Origin of the sequence: Desulfosporosinus hippei DSM 8344, from assembly GCF_900100785.1 — a bacterium.
GTDB lineage: Bacteria > Bacillota > Desulfitobacteriia > Desulfitobacteriales > Desulfitobacteriaceae > Desulfosporosinus > Desulfosporosinus hippei.
In genome coordinates, this window is the sequence record NZ_FNCP01000039.1 from 1 (window position 1) to 16,008 (window position 16,008).

The 16,008-nt window shown below is 40.6% G+C and carries 12 protein-coding genes and 2 pseudogenes; 3 read left to right on the forward strand and 11 right to left on the reverse strand.

Annotated features, from left to right (window positions below; translation table 11 throughout):
- Positions 1–1,417: 1,417 nt before the first annotated feature.
- Positions 1,418–1,795, reverse strand: a complete 378-nt coding sequence (locus BLS16_RS21335; protein WP_092335632.1) for a response regulator — start codon at positions 1,793–1,795, stop codon at positions 1,418–1,420.
- A 513-nt stretch (positions 1,796–2,308) separates the two neighbouring features.
- Between BLS16_RS21335 and BLS16_RS23885 the strand changes: the two genes are divergently transcribed.
- Both BLS16_RS23885 and BLS16_RS21350 read left to right on the forward strand, forming a co-directional pair.
- Positions 2,309–2,917 carry a DUF6789 family protein gene (locus tag BLS16_RS23885; protein WP_176786253.1) on the forward strand — a complete coding sequence of 203 codons (609 nt, stop codon included), beginning with the start codon at positions 2,309–2,311 and terminating at the stop codon, positions 2,915–2,917.
- 259 nt (positions 2,918–3,176) lie between these two features.
- Complete coding sequence (locus tag BLS16_RS21350) at positions 3,177–4,247, forward strand: DUF3231 family protein (RefSeq protein WP_092335633.1); 1,071 nt, start codon at positions 3,177–3,179, stop codon at positions 4,245–4,247.
- 516 nt (positions 4,248–4,763) lie between these two features.
- Here the strand turns inward: BLS16_RS21350 and BLS16_RS21355 are convergent.
- A complete protein-coding gene (locus BLS16_RS21355) occupies positions 4,764–5,087 on the reverse strand; it encodes a helix-turn-helix domain-containing protein (protein WP_092335634.1) in 324 nt (107 codons plus the stop codon).
- A gap of 276 nt (positions 5,088–5,363) precedes the next feature.
- Between BLS16_RS21355 and BLS16_RS21360 the strand changes: the two genes are divergently transcribed.
- On the forward strand, positions 5,364–5,774 hold the full coding sequence (locus BLS16_RS21360) for a LytR/AlgR family response regulator transcription factor (RefSeq protein WP_092335635.1): 411 nt from the start codon (positions 5,364–5,366) through the stop codon (positions 5,772–5,774).
- Between the two features lie 116 nt (positions 5,775–5,890).
- Here the strand turns inward: BLS16_RS21360 and BLS16_RS21365 are convergent, their stop codons facing one another.
- The 9 genes and pseudogenes from BLS16_RS21365 to BLS16_RS21410 all read right to left on the reverse strand — a co-directional run bounded on the left by BLS16_RS21365 (position 5,891) and on the right by BLS16_RS21410 (position 15,944).
- Positions 5,891–6,511 carry a type 1 glutamine amidotransferase family protein gene (locus BLS16_RS21365; protein WP_092335636.1) on the reverse strand — a complete coding sequence of 207 codons (621 nt, stop codon included), beginning with the start codon at positions 6,509–6,511 and terminating at the stop codon, positions 5,891–5,893.
- 87 nt (positions 6,512–6,598) lie between these two features.
- Positions 6,599–7,559: pseudogene (locus BLS16_RS21370) on the reverse strand (helix-turn-helix transcriptional regulator).
- An 829-nt stretch (positions 7,560–8,388) separates the two neighbouring features.
- A pseudogene (locus tag BLS16_RS24920) lies at positions 8,389–8,631 on the reverse strand (hypothetical protein).
- Between the two features lie 331 nt (positions 8,632–8,962).
- Positions 8,963–9,187 carry a DnaD domain protein gene (locus tag BLS16_RS21385; protein WP_176786255.1) on the reverse strand — a complete coding sequence of 75 codons (225 nt, stop codon included), beginning with the start codon at positions 9,185–9,187 and terminating at the stop codon, positions 8,963–8,965.
- A gap of 27 nt (positions 9,188–9,214) precedes the next feature.
- Complete coding sequence (rlmD, locus tag BLS16_RS21390) at positions 9,215–10,618, reverse strand: 23S rRNA (uracil(1939)-C(5))-methyltransferase RlmD (protein WP_092335639.1); 1,404 nt, start codon at positions 10,616–10,618, stop codon at positions 9,215–9,217.
- 224 nt (positions 10,619–10,842) lie between these two features.
- Positions 10,843–11,550, reverse strand: coding sequence for a CPBP family intramembrane glutamic endopeptidase (locus BLS16_RS21395; RefSeq protein WP_092335640.1), 708 nt, complete (start codon positions 11,548–11,550; stop codon positions 10,843–10,845).
- 483 nt (positions 11,551–12,033) lie between these two features.
- Positions 12,034–13,362, reverse strand: a complete 1,329-nt coding sequence (locus BLS16_RS21400; RefSeq protein WP_092335641.1) for an acetyl-CoA hydrolase/transferase family protein — start codon at positions 13,360–13,362, stop codon at positions 12,034–12,036.
- A gap of 117 nt (positions 13,363–13,479) precedes the next feature.
- Positions 13,480–14,658, reverse strand: coding sequence for an acetyl-CoA C-acetyltransferase (locus tag BLS16_RS21405; RefSeq protein WP_092335642.1), 1,179 nt, complete (start codon positions 14,656–14,658; stop codon positions 13,480–13,482).
- Between the two features lie 146 nt (positions 14,659–14,804).
- Positions 14,805–15,944 carry an acyl-CoA dehydrogenase gene (locus BLS16_RS21410; protein WP_092335643.1) on the reverse strand — a complete coding sequence of 380 codons (1,140 nt, stop codon included), beginning with the start codon at positions 15,942–15,944 and terminating at the stop codon, positions 14,805–14,807.
- Between the last annotated feature and the right edge of the window lie 64 nt (positions 15,945–16,008).

Consider the following 16,008-nt stretch of genomic DNA (forward strand, 5'->3'; position numbering starts at 1 on the left):
GATTTTTCAGTGGCTTAGTTTGCAATACCCATTGTTCGGAATCGAAAAACAAAAGAAATTATCAATTAACCCCTTGACTTTTATTAGCTGGTCTTTAATTAAATGTCTTCTGGTTCTTTGCCATTTCGATGTTTCGTGGCACGATAAAACTTTGCAGTTAGCCATGCATTATACCGTGTGTAATTCACGCGAGGAAACTAATCAGTCACTAAACACTGACATCGATTTCTAAGTCCCGAGATATTCTACCTACTAACCTTCCGCGTTTTTTTTCGATTTCCTGCCACGATCGTGAAACTGTAAAAAAGTGTGAAACAAAGATCCAAACCGTCAATGATTCCTCAAACCTTTTAACGATGCCTATATTTTAGTTTTCACCTTCAGGGGGGGGCATTTTTTAACGATTCCGGTGCAAAAACGAAAAAGCACCGCTTTGAACGATGCTCTATCTCCCCTAAAACTCTGTAAAGCCCAGTAATACTGGACTTTTTATGTTCTAGAATTGTATCAATTATTGAGTTCTTATTTGGTGGAGGCGACCTTACACTATATAAAACCCTGCAATATAAAACAGCATTTTAGAATTTCTATTCTGCGTCCAAAGATAACAGCTGACTTCTATGACTTCAGAATAACAAATCACTATTCTTGACTACCATGCTTGTGAATTAACATTAATGATTAACCGAACCGGATACCCGCTCTTTACGAGTGAGTTAAAAGATATCCTGAGCTATACTGACGAATCTCAGAATACAGTCATATGGCGGATTCTGTGGTTTTTAGATTTAGCCATGTACTTAATCATACTGCATTTTTTGGATCGGGTTGCAACGGTTGCAGTTATATTTTAATGAGGTAGTGGATTTCGTGTGCATGAGTATCTGGCCTGCGGGGTGTCATGAATCGTGATCTCTCTAACAGCCGTGTTTGGCAGACCAACAATATCAATTGTCGGAACTTAATCCATTTGCAGAATTAGTTCTGATCTAAACTATGTTTGGTCTTAACAAACAGTATATTGGCCTTCCATAATGCCTAACTAATCTATTTCAATCTAGTTAAAATATGGATAACTGGAAGTTGAAAGCTTCAAAGATACGTTTAGAATATGGGTCATTAGCTAAGCTAATTCATGTCAGCAATTTGGCAATCCAAATGTTCCTTTGTCTAACAGTAACAATAAAAGGTTTCTAAGTCCTAGGATATTAGGTTTTGTGGAAATCCATGTTATACTTATGAGGTAAAAGAAAGGATAAGTGTAAAAGTGGTTAAAAATGAAGTATTGGAGTTTTGTGAAAGTTTAATTGATAATGTTACAGTTATTAAGGGGTACTTGGAGTTTAGCGCAGAAAAGGATAGCCCCCGCCCCTATATAACTAAGGCTCGTGCAGAGCTAGAAATGCTCACAAGAAACCTAGTCAACTTCATGGAACAAAAATGTATGTAGTAATTTATTAATCTCGTTTATGTCAAAAGGTTTTGTCAGGCTATAACTGACGAAGCCTTTTTCTTGTGCAATTTTTATATCCCTTTGTTCGGAATAACTCGAAATCATTATTATAGGCAATTCAGGAGATACAGCTTTTAATATTTCTGCTACCTTTACACCGTTCATCCCTGGCATCCTCGAATCTAGTAAAACAACCGAAGGTACACATTTGTGGAATTTTTCAATTGCTTCTTTACCATTTTGAGCTATCTCAACCTTATAGCCTTTGCTCTCTAATACTTCTTTGAGCAAACCTCTAATTCCAGCATTATCATCCACTACTAGAATCAACTCACTTGGCATGGAAATCAACACCCTTTCTTCCCGCTAACTATCAGGATAAATGAAAAATTTTACTTAATAAATAACTGTCTCTTTCTCCATTTAATCTAAAAACCCTTTAAAAGAAAAGGATGGGGTGAAACAAAGGTTTGACGAAATAAAGACAATTAACAGCAGGGATTCGCTGCTTGACGAATTTGATGATGAAATATTTAATTCGTTGGTTGACAAGATAGAAATACTCACATCAACGCATTTTGTTTTTGAATTGAGGAGCGGGCTGAGTGTGGAGGAGATGGGGTAATCGTGAATCGGAAAGGTTATTAGGATAAGAGTCTAAGCTAACTTCCATCACTCCCTTATTATAAGAAGTACATAATTCACTTCAACAATTATTAACATTATTTATCTTGTTGATAGTCACAAGAAAATTCTCGAAATCGCTTGGTAATGATTGGCATCATGTTTTCGTTGAAGTGGGAGACTCTAATCTTAGTTTATAAACATACGAATAGATTGGGGATGATTAATTAAATGGAACCGTCAAATAGTGCGGTAAATTTCTTGAAAAAGATACAAAAATTTTTCAAAATTAAAGATTCCATCGCACGTAGCTTACTTTCGGGCTTCTTAGGGACAATAGTAATGGATATGGTAAACTTTACATTTTGGCGGTTAAAGAGGACGGAAGCTCTTCATGGACATATGGCAGGTTCAGTTTTTGTAAATCCCTTTAGAACGAATCAGCGAAAAAATTTCTGGCTAGGTCAAGTAACTCACCAGTTTACTGGTGCTGTTCTCGCGATTCCTTTTAATTATTTGCTAAAAAAGACAGGAAAAGACCACCTTGCATTGAAGGGAGCGTTCTTTGGGACAATGACTTGGGAGGTTGTCTACGGGATTGGTCAAAAATATGGATTATTTACGACTAAACCCCACCTGACAAAAACACACTATGCTGAGCTATTAAACCACCTTGTCTATGGAATCACCACTGCTCATGCATTAGTTGCGCTTTCTGAACCGACAACATTTCCAGATAATCAAAGTAAAACATCTCAAAATACGCAAAGTAAGAAAGTGCAACCGATTTACTCGGATACAAATTATGATGGGGATATTTCGGGTAATCATATAATTTGAGTCAAAGTGGTCACTAAAATGTAAATTAGTTAATGGATTAAAGTAACAATTCAACGATTGTAGATTATGATAAGGATGTTAAGCGCGCTTTCTTACCGCGGTGGAACCCAACGCCAAGCGGCTTTTTTCCGGCGGTTTAATGTTAGTGTATGTCAAAAGTTTAGTTTAGTAGAGATTGTACGCATAAGAATTTGCAGATTATAGGCTGAGGAAAGAGGAGATAATCAGAATAGAATTAATCACACAATGGAGGTCGAATATGAGCGAGTTACAACAACAATACAATCAAGTTAACACTGAACAAGTTCCTTTCGGAGTTGTCCAACATAATTTGTCGGATATTATGCCTTCGGCTTCTGAAATCGGGAACCTTTGGGCTAGTTATCAAGCAGAGACTATGTCCGTGTGCTTTCTTAAATACTATGTGGCGAAATCTAAAGACCCCGATATTCACGCCGTTTTGCAACGTGCGCTTGATATTTCAAGTCAACGTGTAATAACCATTGAGAACATCTATAATTCGTTCAATCATCCCATCCCTGAAGCCTACGGTCAAAGGGATGTCGATATCAATGCCAAGCAGCTATTTAATGAGACGTTTGAACTTCAATATACTAGGCTAATGCACAAGTTTGTTTTAATTAATTATTGTAGCGCCTTAACAGTATCTTCGCGATCAGATATCCGTGCCTATTTTTTAGAATGTATAACTACTTCATGTGAGATACATCAAAAAGCCACCGAGGTATTATTGGCAAAAGGGTTATTATTAAAATCCCCCAGCATTGCGATTCCTGACAGGGTAGATTTTATTCACGATAAAGATTATTTTGGCTCTTATTTAAATCTTGGAAATAAGAGGCCACTTAATTCGCTGGAAATAAGTCATCTTGTTTCGTTAATAGAGGCGAAGGAGTTATTGAAAACTTTAAATTTAGGCTATAGTCAGGTCGTTAAGTCTGAGGTGGTAAAGAAGTTTGTATCCCAGGCAAAACAAATTGCAGATAAACAACTCAGTGGATTAGCTTCATTTCTAGATGATGAAGATTTACCACTAACAATTGCATTCGGCAATGCAGTTAGCAATTCTACTGAATCTCCACAAAGTGATAAAATGGTTATGAGCCATGTCACCGTTGCAATTTCATTTATCATCGCTCAATATGGACTTGCTTTATCGAGTACTTCTAGAAGAGATTTGGTAGCTGTTTTCACAAAATACGTGATCGAGCTTCAATCTTTTGCGAAAGACGGGGCTGAGCTGATGATTGAATGCGGTTGGCTAGAGAGAATGCCTGAAACGCCTGACCGTAAAAAATTACTTAGTTAATGGTTTGAAATCTTTCTTGTTTAATACTTAGCGATATATGATAAATAAACACTCTGTCTAGGGAATATGAATCACTATTTTCAAAAAAGCAAGAGCAGGAACGCTAACTAAACGTTCTTGCTCTTTCCCTGTTTATGGATTAATTCTTCTAATCAGCGACTTCTTGGAGCCTTTATATCCAACCATACCCAATCATTAAGTCAGTCTCCTCCATCTTGACCAACCCAAGTATTGTCTGTAATGTCAACTTCCCATGTCAAGTCTGACCCCAGATCGATAGGTTTGTGTTTAATATTCTTAAATTTTGTGATTGACTTTGTTTAGCGGGATTATCCTACTTTATGGTACTGTAATTTAGGTTTATTGGAACTTCCAATTATTAGCCCTAATGCAAATAGATAATAAGAATTTTCTCAATTTTGACGATAAACCCTTTCTCCTGAACAGTCAAAAGCATAGCCAATGAGCTATGCTTTTGACTGTGAAAACAGGCTGACGGTTTATATCGCCAGCCCGCTATTTTGTCTCTTTGGCTTTTTTAAGTCCTTTAACAATAGCATGAATATTGGTAAGCTGTTCTCCATCCAACGCCTGCAAATCTTCAATCAATTCGCGTTGCAACGTTGGATGGAGATTTCCGTCATCAAAAAATTCTTTGGGGGAGATACCAAGATATTCGCAGATGTAGAAGAACATCGTCATAGACGGCAAACCCTTCCGATTTTCTATAGTGTTAATATATCCAGGGCTTTGACCGAGGGATAAACTCATATCCCTTGCCGATACGCCTTTCGCCATTCTTAACTGGGTAAGCCGTCCGCCGAAAAAATCGTTACTCATGCTTTATCACCGCCTGCATCTGATTATATCCCGCACATAAGGTAATTATGTCTAATTAGATCGTCAATTTGGCTAGACGTGTTGCTTTTAATAAGATATAATCGTTAATGTGTACAGTTTAACAAGACAGAATCAAGGTGCAGATCAGCCAGGCAGATTATGTGTCAGCACAAATAACAAAATAGCAACGGAAACATCCGTTACGATCGGCCACTCTTCAGGTAGTTACCCCTACCATTTTAGTTGTATCTAAATTGGCTTTTGGAGGGAGATGTTTTGCTAACTATCGGCATTTGCGATGACAGGCCATTGTCTCGCGAGTTATTGGAGGCGTTCATTCATTTATATGAAGAAGAAAAGGACCTTTTATTTGATATTCACCAATTTGGCAGTGGTGAAGAGCTTCTCGAAGAAGTTAATCAGCATGGTATGATTTTCGACCTCCTTTTTCTTGACAATAGCATGAAAAAACTGACCGGTCTCGAAACCGCCAAACAAATTCGGCAATCCGCTTCCATGTCAGTATGCAGCATCGTGTTTGTGACATCGGCTGATGATCACGATCAATTCAGACAGATCCAGCCTTTACAAGTAGTATGCAAGCCAGGTACAAAAGAGATTATGGCTGTAATTTTAGAAAGGGTACTGGTAGGTGTAAGTCAAAATCGACACCAGTGTCGATTTTGACCTGCCGGATCCGTCAGAGAAGCAGAACCTCGGTTCATTTGATCTTTGAACCGGGGTTCTGCTTCTAAAAATAATTCTATTACGCATTTCAATATATGCTTTGTCCCTAGAAATGTTCAACTTATATTAAGCTTATATAAATATTTTTGTTCATGTGTTATATAAAGGTTATACCAAGCGTCTAATGCTTCTGGTAGTATAACATCCAGTGTTTTTAGTACATGTAAAGTAAACTCTAACGGGGCTATACCAGTAGCAGTGATCAGTTTTCCATCGGTTATAGCAGATTGTTGAATATAGTGATTTTCTCCTGTATAGTTAGGACACATCATTTTAAGATATCCCAAATCATTACTTGTGTGACTTCTTGAATCTAGAAGTCCATTTTGAGCAAGTGCCATTGTCGCACCGCATATCGCCGCTACAATAATATTCTTCTCTATACATTGTTTAACTAAACTTATTATTAGTTGATGATTTGTTTCCATCCACGTTTCACCACCAGGTAAAATCAAAGCGTCAGTTTCTTTTATGTTGCATTCTTTCAAATCGATATCAGGTAGTATTCTCAACCCGCCCATTGTAGTAATATAATTCTTTTCAACTCCTAAAGTTACTACTTTAATTGGTGATACATCCTTCCTAAAATACCTTCCTGAGTTTAACTCTGCAGTCAAAAATCCTATCTCCCAATCTGCCATTGTATCAAATACATAAACGAACACGGTTCTATTCATAATAAATTCCTCCTTTTTACGTGCTATGTTTATCATGCAGCTAAAATTATATAACAACTTCCCTGACAGCTACTGTCAGGGAAGTTGTTATATTTGATAATATTCCATTAACTCTAATGCTATTGTATACAGTTTTTCTTTGCAGCTCTTTGGTTCAATTACTTGAATAGCCTTACCATAGGGTAGAAGAAAGTGAGCTACATAGCCGTGAATAACATTGTTATCTATTAAAAATACTGCTTGGTTTAAAGTCCTCTCGTTCAAATGATAAGACATGAACCAATGATTGCATAAGTCATCTAACGCCTCTGCTCTACCTCTTATGACTAATGGAATAATGCCGGTATATTATTGATATCAGGCATAAGGCTTCTTAAAAAAAACTCTTTTGCTGAAAAATCCTTCGGACGAACAAATACTCTTTCTGTGTGAGTCATTTTAATAATCCGTTCTACTCTGAAATTTCTAATCTCACCCCTTAAATGACAAAATCCAATAATATACCATTTACTACACCAATACAATATCCCATAGGGGTCAATTACTCTTGAGCGATGCTTCTCTTCACTTCTAGTCCGGTACTCAATTTCAATAGATTGTTCATTAGCAATTGAAATTGTTAATTCCTCTAGCAAAGCTTTAAGACTTGGGACAATATGTTGCTTTGCAACTTCAAAACCAACTATATGGCGATTAAGAATACTCTCCTGTTCCTCAGTTGAATACAATCTTAGTTTTTCAATCGCACTACTTAGAACATCACTAAACGGATAGCCTGAGTCCTTTGCATGAGTAGTTGCATAGAGAAGTGCTTTTTTTCTTCAATATCAAAAACCAAAGGTGCTTGATGAAATTCATTTATCAAAGAATACCCACCATTATGACCGGAATCTGAAATAATTGGTACGCCACTTGCGCTAAGAGAATCAATATAACGGTAAACTGTTCGAATATTAAGTTCCAATTTTTCAGCAATTTGCTTAGCTGTTATCTTTTTACTTGAACTCAGCATCCATAAAATCGCCAACATATTATCATTTTTGGGCAATGTGAAATTCCCTCCCCGTAGTGCATACTGAATCAAGAACCAAAACCTGGTATCATTTATTGAATTGCAATGTCATATGTTTTGCCCTTTTTTCCGAGTCATAGAACGTAATTTTCAAGTCCATTTCTCGCCCCAAAATCGCCCACAAACAACAACATCTTGTGTTCAAAGCCTAACCTTCCTCCTTCAATCCACAATATGTCATCAGAACTATCGCTTCCAAATGCACCGTATCTTGAACCGATTTTGTTTTAAGCAACTTACTCTTGTTTATTATTACCTATAATGCTGTAGTATCCAAGCTTTAAAGGAAACTGTTTGCTTTATCGTTATTCATCGTTACTCAACGTAATATACAAAAACATCCTCACTGTAGGCAATCTGTAGACAATGCCAACGGATAAAAAAGATGACGAATAAGCTCACCTTTAAAAGCAGAAGCCCGGTGCCACCACACACACCGGGTTTCTGCTCATCTCAAAAAACATTTTCCTCACGCCCACACTACACTATATGTCCCTATCTTAAAAGATGTGACAAGCGCCGGCTAATTGCCGGAGTCTTTTTGGGCTTTAAAACGTCCTCTATGTTGCAGTTTAGTAAATTATAAAATCGATTAATTACAAATAAATCCACAACCGGCTTCGAGTTGGCTGTGCAAAGTCGGCCTTGATATATACTTGATCTTTGGCAAATAAAAAAGCCCCCATCAAAGTGATAGGGAAGCTTGTAACCTTATTGGACGATCTGGCATAGTATGTATTGCTGGCATGGCCATGGTAACGCCTCCTTTCGATATAGGGGGAGAGCTTTGTCAACTCTCCCCTGTTTACATCTTCCACAGATACCACTTACACGTATTCAGTTCATATTTAAGCTCGAAGGGCCGCAACTCCCCGTTAATTTCAGACTGACAGCGGAAAATGAGCATGCGATTGCCGGCAAGTTTTTCTTCAGTCACGGTGACTACTTTATCAATTTAAAGTTCTTTGTCATCAAGCTTGAATCTCAAGGGGTGGGTTTTGCCGTTCTCAAACCAAGCCAAGGCTTCGATGAGGGCTGCTATGATGATCGTCAATAAGTTCCTCGGCTATATCTCTGATCCGTGGCGATTTTTCGTAACCCATATCACGTTCCTCCCTTTGTAACACTTGTCCTCTGTCGCACATAAACTACCCTAAGGAAGGTGAAGCACATTGATATTGCGTTGCCCTAATTGTCAGAGCACGGATCACTTAAACAAGTGGGTTAAATGCACGTCTAAAACGTTAAAAATGAATATTCTTTCCGCAGCTAAGAATCCTGAATATGTCTGCCCAAAATGTAAAAGTGTATCTCATCGAGTAAGTATTCCACGCATTAACCATTAAGTGAGTTCAGCTTATTTGTTGGATCCGCGGCCTTCACAAATAGCAATTCTCATACTTTCCCGGCTTTGGTGGCTCAGGAGGCTTGTCTCCTGGGTCTTTATTTTTGCGCTTGTGATCTTTTTGACTTTTACGCTCAATTTCTCGCGCTTCAATGTGAGCCAAGGTTAAAATTCCATTTTTACGCCAGTCCGTAAGCACAGCTCGTAAATAATTCATATTTTTTACATTGGCATCCAAAGCAGCGCTTAAGTGCTTCAATAACAACAAGGTCAGGTTCTGGGCTTCCTATCTAGATAAAAGGCACACCGTCTCCACGTGCACCGACCAAGGAAACATATCCACCGGCTGCACCTCAACCACCCGATATCCCCCGCTCTGCAGTATCCCCAAATCCCGAGCCAACGTCCCTGGATCACAAGAAACATAGATGATCTGATCTGGCTTCAATTCCAGCAATCGCTCCAGCACTCTCTTATGGGCTCCGGCCCGGGGTGGATCGAGGACTACAATATCCGGATGGTCAGTGATTTGACGGAAGGTATCTTCCACTTTGCCGGGGATAAACTCTACATTATCAATTTGGTTGCGCTTAGCATTCTCCTTGGCGTCTGCTACGGCGTAGGGATTTTCTTCGATTCCCCAGACCTTTTGGGCTTTGGCCGCCAGGGCTAGGGTGATAGTCCCGATTCCACAGTAAAGATCCCAAACCACTTTCTCCTTGGAAAGCTCAGCCCAATCCAGCACTGTGTTATAAAGCCTGCGGGTCTGAGCCGGGTTGACTTGCAGGAAGGCCAGAGGGGAGATCTTGAATTCCGCTCTCAGCACATTCTCTGTGAAATCCCCTTCGCCGACGATTCGTTCCGGCTCTCCTGAAAGGGTGATCCCCCAAACCGAGCTGATTCCTGAGCCGGTTCCCTCAATTGATCCTGACCCTATATCTTCTTTGCCCAGCCTGGCCCATGCTCCCAAACTCTGAGCATCCCTTAAGGAGGTATCCTGTTGGTCAGTATCCTGCAAAGAGGCATCCGGCAGGGAGTCCAGAATCATCATACCTTCTCCCTGGGAATTTTCCCGGAAGGTAATCGAGGTCAACCGGGGAAAGGAGTTCTTACCCTCTTCGCTCAGAAACCCTTCTGCTTCCCGTACCCAGTGATTCATCCCTTCGCTGATCAGCAGACAGTCGTCAAAGGGAACCGGTGCTTTACTTTTTTCTTGATAATAGCCCAGGATACCCTGTTCCCCGCAGTGTAGCCTGGCTTTGTTGCGGTAGCGCCAGGGATGGTCCATCCCGATGGTGGGATGGATCGTTACAGAATCCAGCTGTATTTTGCCGATTCTGGACAGGGCGTCTGCCACCCACTGCTTCTTCCAGACCAAGGTCTGCTCATACTTCAGGTGCTGCAGCTGGCAGCCGCCGCAAACAGAAAATACGGTACATGGCGGATCGACTCTGTCTCCAGAGGCTTTCAGGATTTTAAGCAATTTTCCTCGTTGCCAGTTTTTCTTCTCTTCCACAATCTGAACCTGGCCAATTTCTCCTGGCAGCAAGCCGGGCACAAAGGTGGCTTTGCCCTCATGATATCCCACAGCCATTCCCTCCGAAGAAAGGCGGAGGCCTTCCAAATCAATTACGCTATTAATAACGCCGACAGCGCTAGTTTTCCCTTTAACCGGATACTTTGATTTCACGCTTCTTACCTCCCAACCATAGTCCCATTTATTCTAAACCAAGACCTCCGTCCTGTCCAACTACTACTGCTACCCCTCTGCATAACCATAGGGCATGAATCACCTCCTCCGGCTGGATTCATGCCCTACGCTTATGATTTAGATGGCTCTTTATATTGCTTTGTGAAGAAGACAGCATCCGAGGCAGAAGATCTAGATTCCCCGGTTTCATGTTCTGCACAATACTAATAGCGTTGAATCCAAAGGGCAAGGGCCATAAGGACATTCCATGTACCATGAGCAACGATTGCCGGCCAAATGCTTGAGGAACGTTCGTACAACCAAGTCAAGACGACACCACCGATAAACAAGGGGAGAAAACGAATTATTTCTAAATGCAGTGCCGCAAAAAAGAGCCCTGTCAAAAGAATCCCTTTACCTCTTCCAAAAATTTGGCGCAGTGGTGGGTAGATTAACCCCCGGAAGAACATTTCTTCTTTAATCGGAGCAACGACTCCCCCCAAAAAGGTGAGCAGCATAAATTCCCAAGTATAGTTGGCACCCTTGACTGCTATCGCAAAGCTCTGGGGAGCCGGAGTTCCAAATATTTTTGTCAATAGATTGCCTAATAAACCGACTCCGATAAATAAGGCAATTCCCGTAATGAAGCCTAAAACAATAAACCTTCGCGAGGATTTAACAAATCCTAGGTCTGATAACGGGCGGCGGATTAATTTAAGGAATACTATAATTACACCGAAATAAAGCAGGGAATCTCCTAAGCCTACCTTTACAAAATTAAGAATTCCACGTACTGACTCTAAATCCTGAGGACTTTCCAACCATCCCAAAGGAAATTCAATGATCGTTATAATAGCTATTAGAAGCAAGCCTTGCCAAATATTCCACTTTGGTTTTCGAGGGGGTATTTGAAGCTTAGTTTTTTTTGACATATCATTCATCCTTAAGTACCAAAATTATCTCTATACCATTTTTAATTCTAACTGTTTGAACAAGTCTTGTCCACTTGCTACAGAAACATCGGCTTTCTTATGCAATATATCTTATTTAATGGCATTAAAGGGACAATTTTCGCGGAAATAATCTCAAGGCTTGAATCATAGTTTAGATTTTCATAACTTATACAAAGAAACAAACGATTATAAGCATTGAACAATGGTATTGTCTTTCAAGGCGAGGGTCTGTATTAGTAATAATACAAAAAGAAGGGCCCTTGCGGAATCCCTTCTAATAAATGTTACAGGTAAATTGATACGATCGAAACAAAAAAGTTATAAATTAGTATTAAGAGTTAAGATTTAGAAGTTAGAAGTTATTTAAACTACTCTAAGTTAGGAGTTATTAAACTGCTCTAAGTTAACAGTTATTAAACTGCTCTAAGTTAATTTAAAAGCCCTTAATCTTAAACCTAACCCTTACCCCCGCTTCCGCCAAATCCGCAGTTTTTGAGCCTCAGCGATTAAGCTCTCTCTGAAATCAGGATGAGCAATGGATATTAAGGCTTCGGCACGCTGCCATGATGACAGTCCTTTGAGATTAACCTTCCCATATTCTGTAACAACGTAATGAACAGTGGTTCTGGTGTCTGTGATTAATGAACCTAGGGTCATTACGGATTTAATACGGGATTGAACTTGCCCGCTTTTATCCGTATAGGTGGAAGGTAAGCAAATAAAGCTCTTACCGCCTTTAGAATTATAGGCTGCTTCCACAAAGTCCAGTTGTCCCCCGGAACCGGTAATCATGTTTGAACCGGCAGACTCCGAGCAAACCTGACCTGCTAAATCAATTTCCAAAGCACTGTTGATAGATATTAACTGATCGTTTTTGGAGGCAATGAAGGGATGATTGGTATAATCAACAGGATAGGCTGCTAAAGATGGATTATTTTGCATAAAGTCATAGAGTTTCTGGGTGCCTGCAGCAAAGGCAAAGACAATCCTGCCACGATCCTGCTGTTTGCACATTCCTGTGACTTTTCCTGCTTTAACCATATCCACAAAACCGTCTACCAACATTTCGGTATGAATACCCAGATCCTTAAGATCTGAAGCAGCTATCATTTGCCCTAAGGCATTTGGCATTCCACCGATTCCCAACTGAATACATGCCCCATTTTTAATCTCCGGCAGTATATATGAGGCTATTTTCTGATCCAATTCTGAAGCTGCTGCTGAAGGCAGCTGCGGCAGCCCTCTATGTCCTGCCTCGACAATATAGTCGACTTTTGAAATATGAACTGTATGATCATATCCTCCATGAACCCTTGGCATATCTTCATTGACTTCAACAATAACATTGCGAGCTTTTTCAATGGCCGCAGCATAGTGAGATACTGTAACCCCAAAGCTAAAATATCCATAGTCATCCATGGGTGCAACCTGAATTACGACAACATCTGTTTGCAAGTTCTCACGAATGTAGCGTGGAACCTCAGAATATTTAATCGGAATGTAATAAGCTAATCCTGCCTGCCCTAATTTTCGCTCTCGTCCTCCAAAATGCCAGCTATTCCAGATGAAATGTTCACCACTAGGATCACAGTCAATCATTGCCAAGGGGCCCATGATTACTCCGCCACGCATATTCACTTCGCGAAGTTCTTCTTTACGGCGAGCTAAAGCTTCACCCAATACACTGGCCATACTTGCCGCAAACCCATACTCTACCCAATCTCCACTACGAACTACTTTGACGGCTTCATCAGCTGAAACGCACTTTTTGCGATACTCTTCCTTATACATTGCACATCCCCCTTTTGCTTGCACTTAGTTTCCTTTAAGTTCTTTACTAACTTCAAATAAGGCAACAAATAAGGTACAGATTTTTCTGGAAGTATAAATGCAGTATTTAAATAAAGACTAGCGTTCTACAATTAAGGCGATTCCCTGACCTCCACCGATACACAGGGTAGCTAAACCGCGATGAGCATTGGTTCTCTTCATTTCATGAAGCAGGGTTACCAGAATTCTCGTTCCGGAGGCACCAATAGGATGCCCCAAGGCAATTGCTCCACCGTTTACGTTTGTTTTTTCTCGATCTAATTGGAGTTCTTTAGCAACTCCTAAGGTCTGAGAAGCAAAGGCTTCATTAGCTTCGACCAGGTCGATATCTTCAATCTTCAAGCCTGCTTTTTCTAACGCTTTGCGACTTGCCGGGATCGGACCTGTTCCCATTATCAAGGGATCTACCCCTGCAGAAGCCCATGATTTAATGGTTGCTAAAGGAGTTAAACCAAGTTCTTCGGCTTTCTCCTTAGCCATTACAACGACAGCACCTGCACCATCGTTAATTCCGGAAGCATTAGCGGCTGTTACGCTTCCGTCCTTTTTAAATGCCGGACGAAGTTTATTAATCCCCTCTAAAGTCACACCAAAACGCGGGAACTCATCTTGGGAAACAACGATGGGATCTCCTTTACGTTGGGGGATAGAAACCGGAACAATTTCATCTTTGAATTTTCCGGCCTTAATAGCAGCTTCTGCACGGTTCTGGCTGATCACTGCATATTGATCTTGTTCCTCCCGGGAAATGTCAAATTGAGTAGCAACATTTTCTGCTGTGATTCCCATATGAATGTTATGGAAAGCATCAGTTAGTCCGTCGAGGATCATGGTATCGACAATAGTCTCATTACCCATTCTATATCCCATACGAGCCTTAGGCAGCGCATAGGGGGCAAGTGACATGCTCTCCATTCCACCTGCAACAATAATATCTGCGTCTCCGACCATGATGGCTTGTGCAGCACTAACCACGGATTTTAGTCCTGAGCCGCATAATTTGTTCAGAGTCCAGGAAGGAATCTCCTGAGGAACCCCTGCTTTAATAGCAGCTTGACGTGCCGGGTTTTGTCCTTGACCTCCTTGGAGTACATTACCTAATATGACTTCATCAACCTGGTCAGGAGTGATTCCTGCTCTCGTAATTGCTTCTTTGATAGCAATTGCTCCTAACTCAGCTGCAGGAATTTGTCCTAAAGCGCCGCTAAAGGAACCTACAGGTGTACGTACAGCACTTACGATAACTACGTCTCTCATATCAAACATCTCCTATACGATAAATATCTGAATGGCAATTCAAAAACTCTCTATGATTATTATTAGCGAAGACCAAAAGGTGCTTCGCTAATAACAATGTTGATTGTTCTCTTTGGCTATTCAATCTAAAGCAAGCAATTAATTTCTTATTTTAGAATGCTAGCCGCAATAACCATGCGTTGAACTTCACTGGTTCCTTCATAAATTTCTGTGATTTTTGCATCCCGCATCATACGTTCTGCAGGGTATTCACGTGTATATCCATATCCTCCGTGGAGTTGAACGCCCATTGTGGTAACTGCCATTGCAGTTTCGGAAGCAAATAGCTTGGCCATAGCAGCAGCTTTGCTAACGGGTTTATGTTGGGATGCCAAGTAGGCTGCTTGATAGACAAGGAGGCGAGCAGCTTCAATTTGTGTGGCCATGTCTGCTAGTTTGAATTGTGTATTTTGGAACTCAGAAATGGCTTTGCCAAACTGTACTCTTTCTTTGGTATATTTCATAGCTTGCTCATAGGCACCTTGGGCAATTCCCAAGGCTTGGGAAGCGATGCCGATTCGACCATAATCAAGGGTTTGCATAGCAACTTTAAAGCCTTGACCTTCTTGTCCAAGCAGATTTTCTGCAGGGACGCGTACATCTTCAAAAACTAATTCATAAGTTGCTGATGAACGTATCCCCATCTTCTTCTCTTTTTTACCGAAGGAGAAACCAGGCATTCCCTTTTCAACGATAAAGGCTGCAATCCCCCGATTTCCTTTGCTCTTATCCATTTGAGCTGTAACGACGTAGGTATCTGCATAATACGCATTCGTTATAAAGATCTTGCTGCCATTAAGGATATAAAAATCTCCATCACGAACAGCGGTGGTGCGAGTGCCTGAGGCATCGGAACCAGCCATAGGTTCAGTTAAACCAAATGCTCCCAGCTTCTCACCGGTAGCCAAGGGTGTCAAATATTTTTTCTTTTGCGCTTCGTTACCAAACATATTGATAGGATTTGCACAGAGACTTGCATGAGCAGATATCGTTACCCCAACTGAAGCATCGACACGAGAAAGTTCTTCTACGGTGATTGCATAAGAGATGTAGTCGGCACCAACACCGCCATACTCTTCAGGAAAAGTAACCCCTGCGAGGCCAAGCTCGCCGGCTTTTTTCCATAAGTCTACTGAAAATTCTTCATTCTCATCCCGTTCTTCCGCTCCGGGGCCACATTCTTTTTCTGCAAAGTCACGAACCATTTTACGCATCATGAGATGGTCTTCAGTTAAATCAAAAATCATTATCAATCAATCCTCTCATTTTTGACTAGTTTTCTGCTCACCTTCAAGACTTGCCTTTCGGCAA

Excerpts from the sequence above, each read along its gene's own strand:
- BLS16_RS21355 (WP_092335634.1), bottom strand. The coding sequence starts at position 5,087 with ATGAGTAACGATTTTTTCGGCGGACGGCTTACCCAGTTAAGAATGGCG.
- BLS16_RS21335 (WP_092335632.1), bottom strand. The coding sequence starts at position 1,795 with ATGCCAAGTGAGTTGATTCTAGTAGTGGATGATAATGCTGGAATTAGA.
- BLS16_RS21410 (WP_092335643.1), bottom strand. The coding sequence starts at position 15,944 with ATGATTTTTGATTTAACTGAAGACCATCTCATGATGCGTAAAATGGTT.
- BLS16_RS21405 (WP_092335642.1), bottom strand. The coding sequence starts at position 14,658 with ATGAGAGACGTAGTTATCGTAAGTGCTGTACGTACACCTGTAGGTTCC.
- BLS16_RS21350 (WP_092335633.1), top strand. The coding sequence starts at position 3,177 with ATGAGCGAGTTACAACAACAATACAATCAAGTTAACACTGAACAAGTT.
- BLS16_RS21365 (WP_092335636.1), bottom strand. The coding sequence starts at position 6,511 with ATGAATAGAACCGTGTTCGTTTATGTATTTGATACAATGGCAGATTGG.
- BLS16_RS21400 (WP_092335641.1), bottom strand. The coding sequence starts at position 13,362 with ATGTATAAGGAAGAGTATCGCAAAAAGTGCGTTTCAGCTGATGAAGCC.
- BLS16_RS23885 (WP_176786253.1), top strand. The coding sequence starts at position 2,309 with ATGGAACCGTCAAATAGTGCGGTAAATTTCTTGAAAAAGATACAAAAA.
- BLS16_RS21395 (WP_092335640.1), bottom strand. The coding sequence starts at position 11,550 with ATGTCAAAAAAAACTAAGCTTCAAATACCCCCTCGAAAACCAAAGTGG.